The 18,333-nt window shown below is 62.2% G+C and carries 19 protein-coding genes; 13 read left to right on the top strand and 6 right to left on the bottom strand.

The features are described from left to right. Positions 1-37: 37 nt before the first annotated feature. From AC1ECK_RS06230 to AC1ECK_RS06220, 3 genes are all read right to left on the bottom strand, one after another. Positions 38-1,369 (bottom strand): DUF3443 family protein, encoded by a 1,332-nt coding sequence (locus AC1ECK_RS06230; protein ID WP_480316981.1) that lies wholly within the window; start codon positions 1,367-1,369, stop codon positions 38-40. Positions 1,370-1,397: 28 nt separating this feature from the next. Beyond that, positions 1,398-1,886 (bottom strand): DUF2844 domain-containing protein, encoded by a 489-nt coding sequence (locus AC1ECK_RS06225; protein WP_480316979.1) that lies wholly within the window; start codon positions 1,884-1,886, stop codon positions 1,398-1,400. Between the two features lie 190 nt (positions 1,887-2,076). After that, on the bottom strand, positions 2,077-3,327 hold the full coding sequence (locus tag AC1ECK_RS06220; protein WP_480316977.1) for a LysR substrate-binding domain-containing protein: 1,251 nt from the start codon (positions 3,325-3,327) through the stop codon (positions 2,077-2,079). Positions 3,328-3,729: 402 nt separating this feature from the next. Here AC1ECK_RS06220 and AC1ECK_RS06215 point away from each other — a divergent pair, with 402 nt between their 5' ends. From AC1ECK_RS06215 to AC1ECK_RS06190, 6 genes are all read left to right on the top strand, one after another. Continuing rightward, positions 3,730-4,272: a hypothetical protein gene (locus AC1ECK_RS06215; RefSeq protein ID WP_480316975.1), complete on the top strand. Its 543-nt coding sequence runs from the start codon at positions 3,730-3,732 to the stop codon at positions 4,270-4,272. A 113-nt stretch (positions 4,273-4,385) separates the two neighbouring features. Then, positions 4,386-5,687, top strand: coding sequence for a gallate dioxygenase (locus tag AC1ECK_RS06210; protein WP_480316973.1), 1,302 nt, complete (start codon positions 4,386-4,388; stop codon positions 5,685-5,687). Between the two features lie 52 nt (positions 5,688-5,739). Next, complete coding sequence (locus tag AC1ECK_RS06205) at positions 5,740-7,089, top strand: MFS transporter (protein WP_480316971.1); 1,350 nt, start codon at positions 5,740-5,742, stop codon at positions 7,087-7,089. A 65-nt stretch (positions 7,090-7,154) separates the two neighbouring features. Then, a complete protein-coding gene (locus AC1ECK_RS06200) occupies positions 7,155-8,180 on the top strand; it encodes an amidohydrolase family protein (protein ID WP_480316969.1) in 1,026 nt (341 codons plus the stop codon). A gap of 2 nt (positions 8,181-8,182) precedes the next feature. Continuing rightward, the gene (gene ligK / locus AC1ECK_RS06195; RefSeq protein WP_480316967.1) at positions 8,183-8,866 is read left to right on the top strand and encodes a 4-carboxy-4-hydroxy-2-oxoadipate aldolase/oxaloacetate decarboxylase; all 684 of its coding nucleotides are present in this window, start codon (positions 8,183-8,185) and stop codon (positions 8,864-8,866) included. A 59-nt stretch (positions 8,867-8,925) separates the two neighbouring features. Next, positions 8,926-9,606 carry a substrate-binding domain-containing protein gene (locus AC1ECK_RS06190; RefSeq protein WP_480316965.1) on the top strand — a complete coding sequence of 227 codons (681 nt, stop codon included), beginning with the start codon at positions 8,926-8,928 and terminating at the stop codon, positions 9,604-9,606. Positions 9,607-9,721: 115 nt separating this feature from the next. On the opposite strand, the gene AC1ECK_RS06185 is transcribed toward AC1ECK_RS06190, so the two are convergent. Then, the gene (locus tag AC1ECK_RS06185) at positions 9,722-10,816 is read right to left on the bottom strand and encodes a porin (RefSeq protein WP_480316963.1); all 1,095 of its coding nucleotides are present in this window, start codon (positions 10,814-10,816) and stop codon (positions 9,722-9,724) included. A 451-nt stretch (positions 10,817-11,267) separates the two neighbouring features. Here AC1ECK_RS06185 and AC1ECK_RS06180 point away from each other — a divergent pair, with 451 nt between their 5' ends. From AC1ECK_RS06180 to AC1ECK_RS06170, 3 genes are all read left to right on the top strand, one after another. Further along, complete coding sequence (locus AC1ECK_RS06180; protein ID WP_480316961.1) at positions 11,268-12,158, top strand: NAD(P)-dependent oxidoreductase; 891 nt, start codon at positions 11,268-11,270, stop codon at positions 12,156-12,158. Positions 12,159-12,275: 117 nt separating this feature from the next. After that, the gene (locus tag AC1ECK_RS06175) at positions 12,276-13,562 is read left to right on the top strand and encodes an MFS transporter (protein WP_480316960.1); all 1,287 of its coding nucleotides are present in this window, start codon (positions 12,276-12,278) and stop codon (positions 13,560-13,562) included. A 195-nt stretch (positions 13,563-13,757) separates the two neighbouring features. Further along, positions 13,758-14,681, top strand: a complete 924-nt coding sequence (locus AC1ECK_RS06170) for a DUF4148 domain-containing protein (protein WP_480316958.1) — start codon at positions 13,758-13,760, stop codon at positions 14,679-14,681. Positions 14,682-14,742: 61 nt separating this feature from the next. Here AC1ECK_RS06170 and AC1ECK_RS06165 read toward each other — a convergent pair whose 3' ends face one another. Continuing rightward, positions 14,743-15,738 (bottom strand): response regulator transcription factor, encoded by a 996-nt coding sequence (locus tag AC1ECK_RS06165; RefSeq protein ID WP_480316956.1) that lies wholly within the window; start codon positions 15,736-15,738, stop codon positions 14,743-14,745. Between AC1ECK_RS06165 and AC1ECK_RS06160 the strand changes: the two genes are divergently transcribed. The 4 genes from AC1ECK_RS06160 (at position 15,707) to AC1ECK_RS06145 (ending at position 17,921) form a co-directional block, all read left to right on the top strand. Beyond that, positions 15,707-15,973, top strand: a complete 267-nt coding sequence (locus AC1ECK_RS06160; RefSeq protein ID WP_480316954.1) for a DUF4148 domain-containing protein — start codon at positions 15,707-15,709, stop codon at positions 15,971-15,973. The two genes, AC1ECK_RS06165 and AC1ECK_RS06160, sit on opposite strands and share 32 nt — an antisense overlap. A gap of 119 nt (positions 15,974-16,092) precedes the next feature. Further along, entirely contained in the window at positions 16,093-16,452 is a 360-nt protein-coding gene (locus AC1ECK_RS06155; protein ID WP_480316952.1) for a DUF4148 domain-containing protein, read from the top strand. A 297-nt stretch (positions 16,453-16,749) separates the two neighbouring features. Continuing rightward, complete coding sequence (locus AC1ECK_RS06150; RefSeq protein ID WP_480316950.1) at positions 16,750-16,926, top strand: hypothetical protein; 177 nt, start codon at positions 16,750-16,752, stop codon at positions 16,924-16,926. Between the two features lie 404 nt (positions 16,927-17,330). Beyond that, positions 17,331-17,921 (top strand): BPSL1445 family SYLF domain-containing lipoprotein, encoded by a 591-nt coding sequence (locus AC1ECK_RS06145; protein WP_480316948.1) that lies wholly within the window; start codon positions 17,331-17,333, stop codon positions 17,919-17,921. Between the two features lie 123 nt (positions 17,922-18,044). On the opposite strand, the gene AC1ECK_RS06140 is transcribed toward AC1ECK_RS06145, so the two are convergent. After that, positions 18,045-18,299 (bottom strand): DNA-binding protein, encoded by a 255-nt coding sequence (locus AC1ECK_RS06140; protein ID WP_480316946.1) that lies wholly within the window; start codon positions 18,297-18,299, stop codon positions 18,045-18,047. Positions 18,300-18,333 lie beyond the last annotated feature (34 nt).

The raw sequence follows: 18,333 nt of genomic DNA, 5'->3' as shown, positions 1-18,333 counted from the left end.
ACCCGCCAACGCACAGCGTCAAACCGGTAAACGCTACTCAGTTCGAAACATAGGCGACATAAGGCCCGGTACCGCCACCTGTGGACGTGCTTCCCTGGAAGCCGTAGTACACATGCCGTCCGTAGAAGGCCGGCAGGCCGAAATCGAGCGTGCCCGTAGCGTATGCGCCGAGGTCGTTGAACGCGTTGTTGCCCGACGCGCTCAGCGTGTTCGCGTTCGCAATGTTGAAGCCGAGCGTCACGGTGCTCGAGCTGCCGACGTTCAGCGTAGCCGTGCGGCCTTGCGTCGTGGTCGGCACATAGAGCAAGCTGCTGCTGTCGTGCGGAATCGACAGATCCTGGAGGAACAGCGCGGTCGATCCCGAATCGAAGAACGCTTCGTTGGTGTACGTGGTGCCGCTGTAGGTCGCCGTGAAGTTGCCGTTGGCCGCGTTGGGGATCAGCGTTGCGCCTGTGCCCGATAGCGTGTTGTTGGTCTGCGTATCGATGCCGAAGACCAAGGTTCCGGTCGCTGTCGAGCTGCCGCCGTCGGCGACCTGCGCCATTTCCAGAATCACGCCGTTATTGTCCTGCGACAGCATTGCTGCCGGGTTTGCCACCTGCTGGTTGACGGGCACCGTCGTGACCGTGCCCGCATTCGTGTAGTACAGACCCTGTTGCGGCACGAGCGCGCACAGTGTTCCGCAGTCCTGCAGATTTACGCCAATGCCCATGATGCCGTTTGCGCCGAGCGCGGACGGTGTAGTGAGTGCGGTGCCGGACTTGCAGGCGCTCGGCACGGCAGTCGTCAGTGACGGATCCTGCAGCACGTGAATCGGTACGGCGGTAGCCGTTTCGCCGGACAGCTTGATGTCTGCAAGGTGCACGGTGCCCCAGCCGTAGGCGCTGACAAAGCCGGCGCATTCGGCGAGCGGCTGGCTGGACGAGTCCGGTACCGCTGCGAGCGCGTTGAAGGTCGCGTCCGGAATGACCGAGCGGAACAGGCGCAACCCATACGAACCGGTGTCGACGATCACGTTCGGAATCGTCGTGCAGTTACCCGAGGCGCTCGTATTGCTGCCGCAGATCGTGACGCTGACCATCGGCTGATTCTTGATGCCGGTGCCCGAAACCGTGACAGCCAGCGTGTTGGTGAGGCCGGCAGTCGTCGGCACGGCTGTTGCATCTGCTGCGAGCACGTTGGTCGAAGTGGTGCTGGTGTTCGAGTTCGATGTCGTGCTCGACGTCGAACTCGAACTGGTCGTCGACGCGGTTCCGCTCGCCGCAGTAGCCGTGCCTGTCGTTGTGGCGTCACTTCCTCCGCCCCCGCCGCCGCAGCCTGCCATGCAGAGTCCGAGCGTCGCGGCGATGATCCACGCGATTTGGCGCATAGTGTTTCCTCGATTTTTTATTGGTTATTTATTTGATGTCGTCGGCGCTCACGCCTTGCGGCAACGCCTGGGGCAAATAGGCGCGTCCGTAAAAGGCGCCCATGTGACCGCCGCTTTCGACCACCAGTGCCGACTGACGCACCGCGGCCGGTCCATAGCCGCCGCCGTTCGCCGCATGCACCGCGGCGAGGCCTTGCACGTAGGACGGGAAGTAATCGCCGAGCAGCGTCTGTAGCGGCGCGAGCGTCGGACCGTGCCAGCTCAGCGCGAACACGGTGTTGTTCGCGGCCACATACTCGCTGACGACGGTGCCCGATGAGAGGGTGGTCTGGTTCACGGTGTAACCCGCTGCTGCGCTGTTCGCGCCTTGCGCGAGTCGCGCGGTAGCACTGCTTGTGGCATTGACGGTGTATGTCGGGGTACTGCCGAGTGCCGCATGAGCGGGCGTGAGCGCGGCGAGGTCCGTGGCGAACACGGCGACGAGTGCCGCGAGCGTTCGAAGTTTGCTTATTGTCATTTTGCTTATCGGTGTTTTATTGGAGCGTGTCTGGGGCGTCACGACGCAAGCGCCGTGGCTGCCCACCGCCGATCATATAGTCGGCGCCGCCGATTGATCCGACGAATAACGGCAAGGATCAGGCTTTATTACCGAAATCGAAAACGACGGGGCGATGCCGTTTCCCAAACGGGCGGGCGGTCGGCAAAGGTCATTTGCGATCGGCGTTTCGCAGTGTGCGTGCGACGTCTGTGACTGCCAGCCGGATCGCATCGATAAGTGCGCGTGCGGCGGGAGAGGGGGTCCCTTCGGCACGGAACGTGAGCCCGATGTCGCGCTGCGTGTTATGCAGCGCAATGTCGAGAACCACGAGCTGACCGGACTCGCACTCGTGGTACAACTGCTGCGCGGACAGCGCCGCGACCATGTCCGTCCCGAGCAGCAGGCCGCGAATTACAGCGAGGTCCGCGGTTTCGACGGTGGGCATGGGTGGCTTCAGCTTCATGCGACGGAACTGCGATTCGAACAGGGCGCGCGCAGGAGCGTGGCTGCGCGGCACGATCCATTGCGCATTACGCAGGTCCGCAATGGTCAGCCGCTGTGCGCCTGCCAGAGGGTGATCGCGTCGCGCGAGCACCACCATCTCTTCCGACATCAGCCGCTCGTTCTGGAGACCGCTCGCCGCATCGTTGCTACGCAGCGCGCCCAGAATGAAGTCGATGTCGCCCGCACGCAGCCCGGCGACGAGCGTTTCGTATGCACTTTCATCGGTGACCACGCGCACGCCAGGATGCCGCGCCGTCATCCGGGCGATCGCCTCGGGAAGAATCAGTGTGCGGCCCAGCGGCAGCGCGCCGACCGTTACCGCGCCCTGGATGCTCCCGTGCAGCGCGGCGATGTCGTCCGGCACATGCCGCAGCTCGTTCAATGCGCGACGCAAATGCAGCAGGAATGTTTCGCCTTCGGTGGTGAGCAGAATGCCGCGCGGGCTTCGATGGAACAGGCGGAGCCCCGACCCGCTTTCCAGAACCCGGATTGCGCTGCTCACGGCCGGCTGACTGATGCCGAACGTGCTGGCTGCCGTCGGCATGTGCCGATGACGTGCGAGCGCGACGAACAACTGGAGCCGGCGAGCGTTCAGGAGATAGGCGGGCAGCGTACCTTCCGCTGGGGCGCGCCGTCGCACCTGCCGCACGGCACACCACCGCGCGAGTTCCTCGAGTTCGGCAAAGATCCGCTCGCAACGCTCCAGCACGGCACGACCGACTGGTGTCGGCAACATCCCGGACGGTTTGCGCTCGAAAAGCTGTTCGCCGAGCGCTGCCTCCAGTTCCTGCACCGAGCGCGTCACGGCGGACTGAGCTCGAAACAGTGCCGAGGCTGCGCGCGTCGCGCTGCCCGTATCGGCAACGAGTTTGAAGGCACGCAGATGGGCGAGATTGAGAAGTTCGCTGTTGCTCACGGATGAGATGCCGGTGCGTGGAGTTCGATGACAGGCAACGGTGATGGCGACGGCGCGATGCCGCGTCGGCAATCAGATCGAGCTGTTTCGTTTGGCGCAAGTATAGCGAGATGCTAACGCCCCAACCACTCGCGTCTCGCGTCTTGCGACTTCCTACTTTCGTCATCTGATTTGTTTATGGGATGCCTCGATTCCAGGCGTCGCTCCGGCTTCTGCTGGAAACCTGGGCCGATTCGGCCTTTGCATTGACGGGCGTGGTTTCCGGCGTGTTTCCAGCCGTCTGGCGACATCGCGGGCAGCCGCGAAGATCCCAGGATATTCGTGCTTTCCTGGCGTTAACCCGTACTTTCACGGTCCGATGCGACTTGTTTATCTTTGCTCGAAATATTCGAGGAGACAGAGATGCGCAGCGATCCTGGTACAAGCGGTAGCGGGTTCAACAAGGGGTGGACGTCGAGTGCGGCGGCGGGACCGGGGCGCGAGGCGATCGTTCGGGCAGGCATTGCCGGGGGACTCGCAGGCGCTGTCTGCATCTGGATTTACGAGGCGCTGGTCTGGGTGGGCGCACAGCATTTGATGCCGCTGGCCGGCATTCCGCGCAACGCTACGGGGCTGGTCTTTGGCAAGGCATTTCAGGAATCGATTGGCATATGGGCCTATGTGCTCGGCACAGCCATCCATTTCGTCTTCTCGATCGCATGGGGCATCCTGTTTGCCGTGATCTGGCCGTACTTCCGCCGGCGCGGGTACGAGGCAACCTTTGTTGCGCTGTTCTACGCGATCTTTGCCTGGATCGTCATGCATGTGGCGATCTCGATCGCTTCCGACAACCACCCCAATTACTACGATCCGGTTGTGATCATCGGCGGCTTCATGTCTCATTTCTGCTTCACGGTTCCGCTTGCTCTCATCGTGAAGAGGATGCTGGCTTCGTCCGACCGGTGACGCAACGCATCGAGACACGCCGCGAGCGTGCACCGCCGTCGACCGCATCCTGCACTCGCCAGGGCCTAGCGGTTCTTCTGGCGGTTTGAGCGAGCTTTTCAAGGACTACAGGTATGGCACGGATCATCGGAGGCATTGCTGCCTCGCACACACCCACCATCGGTTTTGCGTTCGACAAGAACAAGCGCGACGATCCCGTCTGGGCACCGATCTTCGAGAATTTCGCACCGTTGGCCGAGTGGCTCGCCGACAAGCGTCCCGACGTGATCCTGACCATCTACAACGATCACGTCACCTCGTTCTTCTTCGATCACTATTCGGCGTTTGCGCTAGGCGTCGGGCCGGAGTGGCCCGTCGCCGACGAGGGTGGTGGCGCGCGCGATCTGCCTGCTATCAAAGGTCATCCAGGTCTGGCCGCACACATCGGGAACTCGCTCATGACCGACGAGTTCGACATGTCCTTCTTTCAGAACAAGGCGCTCGATCATGGCTGCTTTTCGCCCTTGTCGATGCTTTTCCCGCACCAGCCCGAATGGCCGGTCAAGCTCGTGCCGCTGCAGATGGGCGTGCTGCAATTGCCGATCCCCAGCGCACGCCGGTTCTACAAACTCGGACAGGCGCTAAGACGAGCAATCGAAAGCTATCCTGAGGATCTTAAAGTCGCGATTGTCGCAACAGGTGGCCTGTCGCACCAGGTGCATGGCGAGCGTGCCGGCTTCAACAATACGGATTGGGATCAGCGCTTTCTCGATCTCTTCGAAAGCGACCCCGAGCAGTTGGCCGGGATGACGATCGCTGAGTACGCCGAACTGGGCGGATTCGAGGGCGCGGAGGTCGTGATGTGGCTCACCATGCGAGGGGCGTTGTCGGCGAATGTCGTCTGCAAGCATCGCAGCTACTACCTGCCGTCGATGGCAGGCATTGCGACCGCCATCTACGAGAGCACCGCTGGAGAGACGAACCCCGCCATCGTCGAACGTCACCGGCAGCAAATGGCGCTTCAACTGGCGGGCGTCGAGAAGCTCGAGGGAACCTATCCCTTCACGCTCGAGATCGCAGTGAAGGCGTTCCGGATCAACGAATACCTGCACCGGATGGTGGAGCCGGCGCATCGCGAGGCCTTCCTGCGCGATCCCGAGGCCAGCTTCGAGGCCGCCGGTTTGACCGCGGAGGAGCGGGACCTGATTCGCCGGCGCGACTGGCGCGGCCTGCTGCACTACGGCGTGATCTTCTTCATGCTCGAAAAGCTTGGGGCAGTGACCGGTGTGTCGAACCTGCACATCTACGCTGCCATGCGCGGAGAAACGCTGGAAGCCTTTCAGCGCACCCGCAACGCGCCCGGCGCGCTGTACTCGGTGGCGGGCAAGTCCGGCGGGAAACTCGATTGGGACAGCGCGGGTAAAGCAAAGAGTTGATCAGCACAAACGCAAAGAGCGCAAGCATATTAAATGAGACCGGAGACAGTTGATGACAAGCGGAAAAGTGATTGATATCAAGGCCTTTATCGACGAGCGACCCATTACGCCTTACCAGTGGCTACTGGTGGCGTTGTGTTTTCTCGTGGTGATTGCCGATGGGATGGACGTGGCCATCATGGGTTTTGTGGCGCCGTCGATCATTCACGACTGGGGGATTTCTCGCCCCGCGTTCGGCCTGGTGATGAGTGCGGCGCCGATTGGTCTGGTGATCGGCGCTCTCGCCGCAGGGCCCGCTTCCGACCGTATCGGGCGCAAGGGGGTATTGATTGCATCGGTTGTCCTCTTTGGCGTGTTTACGATTGCGACGGCATTCACCCAGACGCCGATGGCGATGGCCGCGTTGCGACTGCTGACCGGGATCGGCCTCGGCGCCGCGATGCCTAACACGACGACGCTGCTGTCGGAATATGCACCTCAGCGCAAGCGCTCGCTGTTGATCACGATTATGTTCACCGGCTTCAACCTGGGCTCGGCCCTCATCGGTTTCGCTGCCGGCTGGCTGATTCCCGAACATGGCTGGCGATCGGTGCTGATTTTCGGTGGTGCCTTGCCGTTGGTGCTGGTCCCGCTGCAACTGTGGCTGCTGCCGGAGTCGGCCCGTTTGCTGGCGGTGCGCGGCGCACCGTCCGCACGTATCGGCGCGGTCCTGGGCCGGGTTTGCGGCGTGAAGTTTGCCGGTGACGAGGTGTTCGTCTCCAACGAACCGCGGCTGCCTACGCGCAAGCCGATCGGCGTGCTGTTCTCGCATGGCTATGGCTTGATGACGGTGGCGCTTTGGGCGACCTATTTCATGGGTCTCCTCGTGATCTATCTGCTGACCGGGTGGCTGCCCACGTTGATGAAGGACGCCGGCCTGAGCGTGACTACTGCCGCCAACACCACGGCGATGTTCCAGATCGGCGGAACGATCGGCGCGATCCTCGTTGGCTGGATGATGGACAAGGTCCGGCCGGCGCCCGTGATCAGTGCTGCCTATGTCGGCGGCGCGCTGTGCGTGCTCGGGTTGGGGTGGATTGGCGCCTTGTCCTCGTCGCTCACCTTGCTGGTGTTCCTGGCGGGCTTCTGCATGAGCGGCGCGCAGACAGGATTGAACGCCTTCGCACCGGGCCGGTACCCGACCGCGGCGCGCGCAACCGGGGTGAGCTGGATGCTCGGCATGGGCCGCTTCGGCAGCATCTTTGGGTCCGCTATCGGCGGCGCGCTGCTCGGGCTCGGCTGGCAGTTTGGAGCGATTCTGGCCATGCTGGCCATTCCCGCTACGCTGGCTGCGATCGCCATCTTGCTGGCTCAGCGCACGAAAAGCAGCGAGGCTGCGGTGCAGCCAAACGCGGCACACTAAGGAAGCCGGTGCGGTGTCACGTGTGACACCGCACCGGCAATGAAATCAGTTTTTTGGGAGCGACGATGATCATCGACATCCACGGCCACTACACTACCGCGCCGAAAGCGCTGGAGGCGTGGCGCAACCGCCAGATCGCGGCCATTGGGAACCCGTCCGCGATGCCGATGGCGTCCGAGCTGCACATCAGCGACGATGAGTTGCGAGAGTCGATTGAAAGCAACCAGTTGCGGCTGATGCGCGAGCGCGGTCTCGACCTGACGATTTTCAGCCCGCGCGCGAGCTTCATGGCGCATCACATTGGCGACTTCGAAGTCTCCAGCACCTGGGCCGCGATCTGCAACGAGCTGTGTTATCGCGTGAGCCGGCTTTTCCCCGATCATTTCATTCCGGCCGCGATGTTGCCGCAAAGCCCCGGCGTGGATGTCGCTACCTGCGTTCCTGAACTCGTCAGGTGTGTGGAGGAATATGGCAACGTCGCCATCAACCTGAATCCGGATCCGTCGGGCGGCCATTGGACCAGTCCACCACTTTCGGATCGCTATTGGTATCCGATCTACGAGAAGATGGTCGAGTACGATATCCCCGCGATGATCCACGTCAGTACGAGTTGCAATGCCTGCTTTCACACCACCGGCGCGCACTACCTGAACGCGGACACCACCGCCTTCATGCAGTGCCTCACCTCGGACCTGTTCCGCGATTTTCCGACCTTGCGCTTCGTGATCCCGCATGGCGGCGGCGCCGTGCCCTATCACTGGGGCCGCTTCCGTGGGCTTGCGCAGGAGCTGAAAAAGCCGTTGCTGAAGGATCATCTGCTCAACAACGTCTTCTTCGACACTTGCGTCTATCACCAGCCTGGCATCGATCTGCTCACGCGCGTCATTCCCGTGGACAACATCCTGTTCGCGAGCGAGATGATCGGCGCCGTGCGTGGCATCGATCCGGAGACGGGCAACTATTTCGACGACACGAAGCGCTACATCGAGGCCGCGCATATCGATGCAGACGAGCGGTACAAGATCTATGAAGGTAACGCGCGACGTGTTTATCCGCGTCTCGATGCAGCACTCACAACGAAAGGAAAGTGATCATGTATGAACTGGGAGTCGTATATCGAAACATTCAGCGCACGGATGGCGATATGGCCGCCAAACTCGGTGCGCTCGGGTCCGCGACTGTCCACGAGGCGATGGGGCGCGTGGGCCTGATGAAGCCTTATATGCGACCCATCTATCACGGCGCGCAGGTCGGCGGCAGCGTCGTCACGGTGCTGCTCCAGCCGGGCGACAACTGGATGTTGCACGTCGCGGCGGAACAGATCCAGCCGGGTGACGTCGTCGTCGCCGCGGTTACAGCCGATTCCACCGATGGCTTTTTTGGCGACCTGCTGGCGACGAGCTTCAAGGCGCGCGGCGCGCGAGGGCTGATTATCGACGGCGGCGTGCGCGACGTGCGCGTGCTTGAGGAGATGAACTTCCCGGTATGGAGCAAGGCGATCTCGTCCAAAGGAACGATCAAGGCGACGCTCGGGTCCGTGAACATCCCCGTGGTATGTGCCGGGGCGCTGGTAAATCCGGGCGATGTGGTGGTCGCGGACGACGATGGTGTGGTCATCGTGCCCTCGGCATCCGCGCAGAAGGTTCTCGACAAGGCGGCTGCACGCGAAGCACTCGAAACCGAGAAGCGCGCGAAGCTGGCCAGCGGCGTGCTTGGCCTGGATATGTACAACATGCGTGAATCGTTGCGACAGGCCGGGCTGCGCTATATCGACTGAACATGGCAGCAAACAGGGTCATGGGTCAAACCTCGCAGCCGCTCACCGGCATCTCTTCGATGGCTACCCGCAACGTGCTGGCCGAGCTCGTCGAAGAATATGAACGGCTGTCTGGCCAGCGGGTCGTCATCGAGTCGGTCGGCGGCGTCGCGGCGGCCCGCCGCGTTCAGGACGGGGAGCCGTTCGACATGGTCGTGCTGGCGGCCGACGCGCTCGACCGGCTGGCCGAAGTCGGCCGGATCGATTCGGCCAGCCGGGTCGACCTCGCCCGTTCGGGCGTGGCGATTGCGGTGGCAGCCGGGGCGCCGCGCCCCGACGTACGCACCGAAGCGGCGCTTCGCGACGCCATTCTGGCCGCGCGCAGCATCGGCTATTCGACGGGGCCGAGCGGTTCGCACCTGACTCGTCTGTTCGAGCGGTGGGGCATCGCCGAGACGATCGCGCCGCGTATCGTGCAGGCCACACCCGGTATGCCGGTGGGCGGACTTGTCGCGCGCGGAGAGGTCGAGTTAGGTTTCCAGCAGTTGAGCGAGTTGATGCACCTGCCAGGCATTGACGTCATCGGCTCTTTGCCGTCTGAGATCGAGGTCATTACCGTTTTCTCGGCGGCGATATGCACGACCTCCACACAGCACGAAGCCGCAACGGCGCTGCTCTCCTTTCTGGCCTCGCGCGAGGCTGATTCCGTCAAGCTTCGTCATGGCATGGAGCCAGCATCGCCGCAGTGGCATCGCGCCTAAAGCGGCTGCCGGCAGGCCAGTGGCGTTCATCGCAAGACAGACTCCAATGACAACGGCCGCGATCGCATAAACGCGATCGCGGCCGTCGATCCCGGCACGCCGGGAAACCTGGCGCTTAGAAGCGCGTATGCAGGCCGACGCGGACAACGGCCTGAGTCGGACTGTCGGATGCGTCACCCGAACTGTTCATACCGTTGATCTGCGCATCCGCCCCGGAATTGGCCCGTTGATAGACACCAAGCAGGTACACGTCAGTGCGCTTGGAGAGCGCATAGTCGAGGATGCCGGCGATCTGGTGAGCATGGTTATTGTCGACGGTTGCGTTGCCTTTCATGTACATGTACGACGCGCCGGCGCTCAGTGCCGGCGTGAAGTTATAGTGCGCGCCGACCGAGCCTTCGTACACCGAACCGCCGTTGGCGGAGTTGTGGACTGTCGTGAATAACGCGTTCGCAACCCAGCCGCCGAAGCGGTAGTGTGTGCCCACCCCCCAGTTACGCACGCTGACCTGCGGCGATCCGGCCGTGTAGTACTTGATGTTGGTATAGGCCGCGTTGGCGCCGAACGATGCGGCAGCATAGTTGAGCGCGAAGCTCGTGGAATTGCCCGCGCCGATCGATCCGGCCACGCCGCCAAAGCCGTACATCGCGCCGCCACTGAAACCCCCGAAGATGGGCGAGACGTACTTGACCGAATTCGTTACGCGTTCGCCGGCCATGCGGTCCCAGTCGAAAGCACCCGTTGCGTTGCTAGGCAGATCGAGCTTCGTGAACGGACCGGCGCGGAAGTCGTAAAAGTGCCCGGAGATTTCCGCCGGATCGTCGCCGGCGAAATAGAGCGAGTCGGTCATGAAGTCATACTGGTTCCCCAAGGTGACCTTGCCGAGCTTGTCGTTCGTCAGCCCGACAAACGAAAGCCGGCTGAACAGGCTTGAATTCGGCATGAACTTGCCGTTGTCTACCTGGAACTGGTCGACCAGTTCGAAGATGGCCTTGGTACCGCCGCCGAGGTCTTCGACGCCGCGGAAACCCCAAAGATTCGGCCCGTTGACCCCGTCGTCCATCTTGACGTTATGTTGGCCAGACTGGTTGCTGACGTAGGTAATGCCGGTATCCACCATGCCGAACAGGGTGACGCTGCTCTGCGCGTGCGCCGTTGTCGCCATGCAGGCCCCCGCGAGGACTGTCAATGTGAGCTGCTTTTTTTTCATGCTTGAAGATCTCCTTACTTGTTTTAGTACTGCAAATCGAATAAATCAGTTTTTGGTTTTTTTGGCGGGGTCCCGTTCCGTATCGGCTCGCGTCGAACACGAACCACGCTACGTTGAGAGGCGAAGATATAGAAAACCTACCATCGCCGGAAAGTGCGGGTTAACCAGATTCGACGTACGAAAACCGGCTTGCTGTAGCCGTCGCGCTACGGGCAGTCAAGACACAAGCGCCGCAAAACACCGTTTCAATAAGGGCTTGTGGCGATTCCGGACACCGAGGTGGAACGGGGCCGGCGAACGAGGATGGCATGGTGGGGATAAACAAAACAGATGCCAAACAAAAGAGATCGCAACCTCGCCGGGTAGCACATATGACCGTCTACGTGCCACTATTCTGTTTATCGCCGGAGCGCGGCCGCCGCGGCGGCAACCCCTTCCCTCGTACTTCGCCATGGACAATATCGAACGCATTGCGATTATCGGCTTCGGCGAGGCGGGCGGAATCCTCGCTGCGGGATTGGCACGCAACGGCTTTGGCGTCTCGGTGTACGACATCAAGTTGCATGGGCATGAAGCCCCGGCCATGCGCCGCAAGGCGGAGGAGGCCGGGGTTCGTGCGGCCTTCGATCTCGCGGATTGCATCGGCTCCGCGCAATTGATCGTCTCGGCGGTTACGGCGAGTTCCGATATCGAGGTAGCCGAGGCGGCCGCGAAGACCATCCGGCCTGGCCAGGTCTTTCTCGATCTCAATTCCGTCTCCCCTGTCACCAAGCGGCATGGCCAGCAAGTCATCGAGCGGGTGGGCGCAGACTTCGTGGAGGCCGCGGTGATGGCGCCTGTGCCGCCTTACGGCCTGGCGGTGCCCATGTTGCTGGGCGGCAGGCACGCCGCGCAACTGGAGCCGGCCCTGCAGCGGCTCGGCTTCAAGGCGCAAGCCATCGCGGTGGAGATCGGCGTCGCGTCGTCGGTCAAGATGTGCCGCAGCGTGATGATCAAGGGTCTCGAAGCGCTCACGGTGGAGTGTCTCTGCGCGGCGCGCCGCTATGGCGCGGAAGAACTCGTGCTCGCTTCTCTCCGGCAGACCTTCGAAAAACTGGGCGCCGACGCCGACCCCGCCGGTTATCTCGTCAGCCGGGTGGCGGAGCATGGGCGACGCCGGGCAGCCGAGATGCGCGAGGTATCGCAGACATTGCGCGAAGTGGGCCTTGAACCGTTGATGAGCGATGCGACCGCGCGTTTGCAGGACGCTGTCGTCGACTCGATGCAACGGTGTGGACTCACCTACGACGCAGCGGTGAAGTTCGAGTGGCGGAGCCTGGCGGATGCCATCTGGCGTGAATAGCCGCTTGGGGCCGTTAAAGACAAAGGGTCGACGATATCCGTCGACCCCATCACAACCATCTTGGATGGGATCGGAGCAAGTGCTGAAGCGCTAACTCCGATAGACAGGAGACACGAAATGCTGAAGTGGTTCACGCAATTGTCGACGCCCGAGAAGCGTACCTTCTGGGCCTGTTTCAGCGGCTGGGGGCTCGACGCCATGGACACCCAGATGTATGCGCTGGCCATTCCGACCTTGATCGCCCTCTGGGGCATGACGCGAGGGCAGGCGGGACTGCTGGGCACGACCGTGCTGATCATGGCGGCGCTGGGCGGCTGGGGCGCGGGGATGCTGGCCGACCGTTTTGGCCGCGTGCGTGTCCTGCAGTGGACGATCATGTGGTTTTCCGCATTCACGCTGCTGTCCGCTTTCACCAGTTCGTTCTGGCAGCTCATGCTGACGCGCAGTCTGCAAGGTATCGGCTTCGGCGGCGAATGGGCAGTGGGTGCGGTTCTGATCAGCGAAACCATCAACCGTGAAGTGCGCGGCCGGGTGGTGGGCGCGTTGCAGGCGGGCTGGGCCGTTGGTTACGGCATCGCCGTGCTGCTGTCTACGGTCATGTTCGATTATTTGCCTGCGGCCATCGCATGGCGCGTCCTGTTCGGTTTAGGAATCCTGCCCGCAGTACTGGTGCTATGGATCCGGCGCAATATTCAGGAAGCCCCCGTCTACACCAGCACGCGCGCCCAGCAAAAACGCAGCGGCGCGAGCATGTGGGATGTGTTCGCGGCGCCGCTGCGCGGCACCACCCTCAAGGCCATCCTGCTCACGTTCGGTATCTACGGCGGCAACTACGTGATGATCACGTGGCTGCCGGCCTATCTGAAACTCGGCTTGCATCTGTCGATCAACAACGTCGGAGGCTATCTGGCGTTGAACATTCTCGGTTCTTTCGCCGGTGCGTTTCTGAACGGCTGGATGGCCGATCGTTTTGGACGCCGCCTGACGTTCATCAGCATCGCTTGCTGCCAGGCCATCGCGGTGGCGATCTATACCTTTGCACCGATCAGCCTGACCGTGACGATGTTGTTCGGCTTCGTACTCGGCACCTTGCAATCGGGAACGGCGGCCGGCACGGGAGCGTATATCGCGGAGCTGTTTCCGACCAGCATCCGTGGCTCGGCACAGGGCCTATGCGGCAACGCGGGCCGCGCACTGGGTGCGGTGATGCCGACGCTGGTCGGCGTGCTGAGCGCGACCATGCCGCTGGGAGCGGCAATGGGATCGTGTGCGGCGCTGTCGTATTTCCTGGTGGTGGCAGCGGCATGGATGCTGCCGGAAACGCGCGGACGAGACCTGGCCGAAGTGGTCGAACCGGCGGAGCGCGCCGTGCCCGCCGCCCGGCCGGAAGAGGCGCGTTCGTGAATCCGCGCAGCCCGCTGCAATCTCAAGGTCAGGGAACCGATGCGCACGCAACCTTGATTCTGGCGGATAGCGGCTAGAGCTTGGCGCATCCGATCGATGTCCGACTCCGTACGTAATCCAGGTAGAGGCATACCGTGGGCATAGCGCAACGCGACGGCGCGCGTTCGCTATGCAAGAGTTTACGGAACCGACGTCATGATCACGAATCCGATCGGCCATCCGAAGGTAGCGATTTTGGCTGGCCTTTTGATGGGCGCGCTTACGATAACGGTCTTTATGCTGCGTCCCGGCAAGGGCGGCTTGCCCAACGATCCAGCCGGTTTTGAACATCGGGACGCGTCGTCTGCCGGCACCCCGGATAGCCCCCAGGCCGCCTCGCTGGCGACAGGCAAGGTGTCCGTCCCGGCCGGCAACCGTTCGGACGCCAGTCATGTGGCCGTGCTCGATGCGGTTCGCGCCAGCTTGCAACGCAACGATCTAGCCTCGGCGAAGGTATTGCTGGGCGCAGAGCAGACGCTTTACCAAGACGATCCGCGGGTTGCTGCGCTGCGCAGGGAATTGCAGGCGCGCGAAGAGGCGGTGGACCATGCAATGTCCGGGGAGCATTGGCCCGGAGCGCCGGCAATGTCGCGTTCGAGCCAGCTTGCATCGCGATTCTCGCCGCGAAGCGAGCATGGGCGCAGTGGTTCAGCGCTGATCCACGAGCGTGTGGACCGTACGTCACATTACGCACAGAGCAGGCGTGTTCCTGAAGTCGAAACGGCAGTCGATACGAATGCGAATCCTGAACAATCGAGCCCTGTCCCGGCAAATCCTGAAGTAGCCGTTGCTTTGCCGGTGCCCGCGCCGGTTCAGCCAGTAGCCGAAGCGCCGCCTTTCGGGCAATCCATTGCACCCCCGCCGCCGGTTATACCCGCCGTGCAGGTGACGCAATACGAGCCAACGTGGAGCGCAGCACCGGCAGTCTCGACTCAGGCGCCGAAAACCCGCGCCGAGGTGCGCATGGAGGTCGAACGCGCCCGTGCGGATGGAGACCTGCCGCGTTTCGGCAACCCAGACCCTGCCGGACCGGGTGGTGCGCCGAGTCGAACCAGCCATGCGGTGGTGCTCGACTGGTAGCCCCGCGCGGCGCTCAGCGCAGACGAGCGTCGTTTGCCCGATTGCGGCGGTGCAAAAGCTTCTATCCGAACCGATACCCCGCGCCGCGGATCGTGCGAATCACCGGACGCGCACCCAGCGCGGCCACCTTTTTGCGCAACCTTCCGACATGCACGTCCACCAGGTTGGTACCGGTGTCGAAGTGAATTCCCCATACCGCTTCGAGGATCGCGGTGCGGGTTAGAACCTGGCCTGCATGCCGCATCATGAATTCGAGCAGGCGAAACTCCGTGGGCTGTAGACGCTCCGCGCTTTCCAGATGCGCCATCTTGCGATGCACGAGATCCAGTTCCAGCTCGGCGATTCGCAATACCGTGTCGGGACTGGGCGGACCCGACCGCCTGCGCAGCAGCACTTCCATTCTGACGAGGATTTCTTCAGATGAACAGGGCATGCAGACATAGTCGTCAACGCCGGCACGCAGCCCCTCGATGCGCTGCCCGGCGTCGGCGCTTGCACTCATCATCAGCACCGGGATTTCCATGCCGATCCCGCGCAGGGTGGCGACCACCGCCAGGCCGTCCAGATCGGGCAGCCAGCGCTCGAGGACCACGGCGTCGTATTGGTGCGCCATCAAGCGGGTCACACCCGCTCGGCCCGAATCGGTCACCTCGACGCTGAAGCCGCCTTCCGTCAGCGCGCGCACGAAGTGCCTTGCGACCTGTTCGCTGCCCTCGATCGTCAAAACGTTGTGCATTGCCTGCTCGTCTTGAATTGACATACGTGTCTTGCTTCGCTGCGGCCATCCCTTCGCTTGACGCCACGCATCCAACCCGGCTTGTGCGCATGTAAAGATGGCCCTGTTCGAACCAGCTAACACGATGGCAATGCGATTTATTCCCGGAGTCCTTTGGTTTCGCGCCTGAAGGGCACTCCAGGCGCATTGCGGCGCTCCGTTACACGCATTTTTCGCTTTGCCGGGAATAAACCTCGGCCAAGTCGGGTTCTCCATCACGTAGGCCGCCCCAAACTCACTGGAGTTCATCATGAAGAAGATCGCATTTGCCGTGTTGTCCATCGCCGTACTCGCTTCATCGAGCGCTTTCGCCGAAGACAAAACACGGGCTCAGGTATATCAGGAACTGATCGAAGCGCAGCAAAACGGTCTCAACTATGTGACCGACACGTCGTATCCGGACGTCAACCCGATCTTCGCGCAACAGGTGGCGCGTTTGCAGCAACAGGCGCAGGCATCGTCGGCAAACACCGGCAAGATCGCTGGCGTATCTAAATTTAACAGTAGTGCGAATTAGTAAGTGAAGTAGCCTGTATGAACAGCTTTTTGTTTGTAAATTTTTTGGAATACCAGTTGCAGTCGTGATGTTCACCTTGACGAGTACGTCACTCAATCACAATCAGTTAGGAGTTTGAAATGAAAAACTTTGCCAAGATTACCCTGTCGGTTGCCTTCCTTGCTTCGACGAGTGTGTTCTCGAACGCCTTTGCACAGGGTGTGACCCGTGCTGAGGTCTATTCAGACCTCGTTCGGGTCGAGCAGGCCGGCTACAACCCGGCCGCATCGGGCGACGCGACCTATCCCGCCGACGTCCAGGCAGCCGAAGCGAAGATTTCCGCGCAGGACAGCGAGCGCGTAGCGAATAGCGCGGCCGCTGAAGCGACGGGCGTGGGCGCCGGCATGTCGGGTTCCAGCGCTAGTGGCGCCCATGCGCCGCTCAAGGGCGCGGGATGCGTCGGTCCGGTCAGCTTCTGCAATCTGTATTTTGGGAGCTAAGCTGATGGCGGCTGCAGCGAACGGCGCGATCATTGAGTAAGCTATCGCCACGCCGTTCGCTTGCAACCAGCCCGTCGTCACCGCTTGATTGCGGCCCCGTTGCTTTAACTTCGACAGCAGAACGGTTCTTCAACACAACGGATTCAAACGCCTGATGGATGCCACGGACGTCTATCCAGACCTCGGCTCGATTGCGACCGGATTGTCTCGGGTTTGCCGCACTTGCGCGTTTCATCCATTGCGCTTCTTATTTAGATGTGACGCCGGTTTTTTGGCCAACTGCGGAGGCGCTCTTAGATGAAAGCACTGCTCGGATTGCTCGCGGTCTTTGTCGTGGCGCTGCTCGCCGCGGTGTTTGCCGGCCCGTATGGCGAGGGGGTGGTGCGCATGGCCGGTTATGTGGCGACGCTCGCCTTAGGCGGCGTGGTGGCGCTATTGGTGCAAAACCGGAAGAATCGGCGGCCGCGGCGCTAGCGAGACCGCAAATGACGAGCGGCCAGGCGCCGCACGTCATCCGCTTCGCGGTCTTGCTCGGACGTATCCGGGTGCCGGGCCGAGCCGGGCGAATACGCCACGCTGTCATAGCCCACCCCGATGACGATGTCCCGCAAGTCCACAGGTAAGCCGTACCGGGCCGATGTCGTTTTTTCCTCTATTCGTACTTGACGCACGCTTCCCAGCACACCTTCCCCTTCGCCGATCTTCCTGATTTCCGCCTCGCTTTGACCGCCCTGATTGCGTTGCGGCGCCTGCGTGGCAACCTGCGGCGCGACGTGGCCCGCATTTTGCGGCTAGACGTGTAGCCGCGAATGGCGGGCTCATCGTTCTCGACCGAGCGCGGCTCAGCGATCCCATTCACATAAGAGAAGGAGTCAACCATGCGTCGCCGACAATTCATCCTCTCGTCCAGCCTGGCGCTTGCCTCGACAGGCCTCGCTCTCGCTGGCTGTACGACGACTCCGCCGTCATCCGACACCGGATCGTCCGTCGATGCAGGCAAGCGTCAGACCATTAACGCAGGGGTCGACTCGACGCTGTCCCGTCTCTATGACACCGTGCACGGTTCGCGCGAGCTCGTCTCCAAGGCGCAGGGCGTGCTGGTATTCCCTTCGGTTATCGCAGCCGGCTTCTGGGTGGGCGGCCAATATGGCCAAGGCGCGCTGCGCGTGGCGGGACACACCTCCGGTTACTACAGCATTGCAGCGGGATCCTTCGGTCTGCAGATTGGTGCGCAATCCAAGGCGATCGTGATGCTGTTCATGACGCAGGACGCACTCAATAAATTCCGTGAAAGCCAGGGTTGGGCGGCCGGTGCCGATGCGACCGTGGCCGTGCTGAAGGTGGGCGCAAACGGCAATGTCGACACCTCGACCGCGACGAGTCCGGTGCAGGCGTTCGTGCTGACCAACGAAGGTCTGATGGCGGGCGTGTCGCTGGAAGGCTCGAAGATTTCGCGGCTGGTGATCTAAACGGCGCCTTGGGCGGCGCGTCGACGCTAACCGAGGTTCGGCAACCAGGCAGCAAAGAAAGGATCGGCGCGACGCTCAATCTGTGGGTGTCGCGCCGCCTTCGCCTTGTGAGCCGGTCCGTCTCTAAGCGTAAGCCGGATGCCAACCGCCGAGCAAGCGGTCCACCGCTTCCCGTGCGTCACGGATCGCGTCGGCGAAGGCGTCTTCCGCTGCATTGGCGGGGTGCGCGGTTGGCGCTTCGTGCTCGTAACGCGCGGCGTAGCGCTCGCCCAGTTGCCGTGCGAGCGTACGGCGAATCTGCAGGCTGTGAGCATCGTTAGAGACGCCTTCCACCCGGATGCGAAACCCTCTATACGTCTCGCTGTGCTCGTGTGCCATGACAATCCTGTCACTGCGCGTGGTTGAACGCTCG

It is taken from the genome of Paraburkholderia sp. SSBN10T, from assembly GCF_056619545.1.
The sequence above is the reverse complement of the archived record's forward strand: the minus strand, read 5'-3'. Positions and strand labels throughout refer to the sequence as shown.

Excerpts from the sequence above, each read along its gene's own strand:
- AC1ECK_RS06230 (WP_480316981.1), bottom strand. The coding sequence starts at position 1,369 with ATGCGCCAAATCGCGTGGATCATCGCCGCGACGCTCGGACTCTGCATG.
- AC1ECK_RS06225 (WP_480316979.1), bottom strand. The coding sequence starts at position 1,886 with ATGACAATAAGCAAACTTCGAACGCTCGCGGCACTCGTCGCCGTGTTC.
- AC1ECK_RS06215 (WP_480316975.1), top strand. The coding sequence starts at position 3,730 with ATGCGCAGCGATCCTGGTACAAGCGGTAGCGGGTTCAACAAGGGGTGG.
- AC1ECK_RS06210 (WP_480316973.1), top strand. The coding sequence starts at position 4,386 with ATGGCACGGATCATCGGAGGCATTGCTGCCTCGCACACACCCACCATC.
- AC1ECK_RS06205 (WP_480316971.1), top strand. The coding sequence starts at position 5,740 with ATGACAAGCGGAAAAGTGATTGATATCAAGGCCTTTATCGACGAGCGA.
- AC1ECK_RS06200 (WP_480316969.1), top strand. The coding sequence starts at position 7,155 with ATGATCATCGACATCCACGGCCACTACACTACCGCGCCGAAAGCGCTG.
- ligK (WP_480316967.1), top strand. The coding sequence starts at position 8,183 with ATGTATGAACTGGGAGTCGTATATCGAAACATTCAGCGCACGGATGGC.
- AC1ECK_RS06190 (WP_480316965.1), top strand. The coding sequence starts at position 8,926 with ATGGCTACCCGCAACGTGCTGGCCGAGCTCGTCGAAGAATATGAACGG.
- AC1ECK_RS06185 (WP_480316963.1), bottom strand. The coding sequence starts at position 10,816 with ATGAAAAAAAAGCAGCTCACATTGACAGTCCTCGCGGGGGCCTGCATG.
- AC1ECK_RS06180 (WP_480316961.1), top strand. The coding sequence starts at position 11,268 with ATGGACAATATCGAACGCATTGCGATTATCGGCTTCGGCGAGGCGGGC.
- AC1ECK_RS06175 (WP_480316960.1), top strand. The coding sequence starts at position 12,276 with ATGCTGAAGTGGTTCACGCAATTGTCGACGCCCGAGAAGCGTACCTTC.
- AC1ECK_RS06170 (WP_480316958.1), top strand. The coding sequence starts at position 13,758 with ATGATCACGAATCCGATCGGCCATCCGAAGGTAGCGATTTTGGCTGGC.
- AC1ECK_RS06160 (WP_480316954.1), top strand. The coding sequence starts at position 15,707 with ATGAAGAAGATCGCATTTGCCGTGTTGTCCATCGCCGTACTCGCTTCA.
- AC1ECK_RS06165 (WP_480316956.1), bottom strand. The coding sequence starts at position 15,738 with ATGGACAACACGGCAAATGCGATCTTCTTCATGATGAACTCCAGTGAG.
- AC1ECK_RS06155 (WP_480316952.1), top strand. The coding sequence starts at position 16,093 with ATGAAAAACTTTGCCAAGATTACCCTGTCGGTTGCCTTCCTTGCTTCG.
- AC1ECK_RS06150 (WP_480316950.1), top strand. The coding sequence starts at position 16,750 with ATGAAAGCACTGCTCGGATTGCTCGCGGTCTTTGTCGTGGCGCTGCTC.
- AC1ECK_RS06145 (WP_480316948.1), top strand. The coding sequence starts at position 17,331 with ATGCGTCGCCGACAATTCATCCTCTCGTCCAGCCTGGCGCTTGCCTCG.
- AC1ECK_RS06140 (WP_480316946.1), bottom strand. The coding sequence starts at position 18,299 with ATGGCACACGAGCACAGCGAGACGTATAGAGGGTTTCGCATCCGGGTG.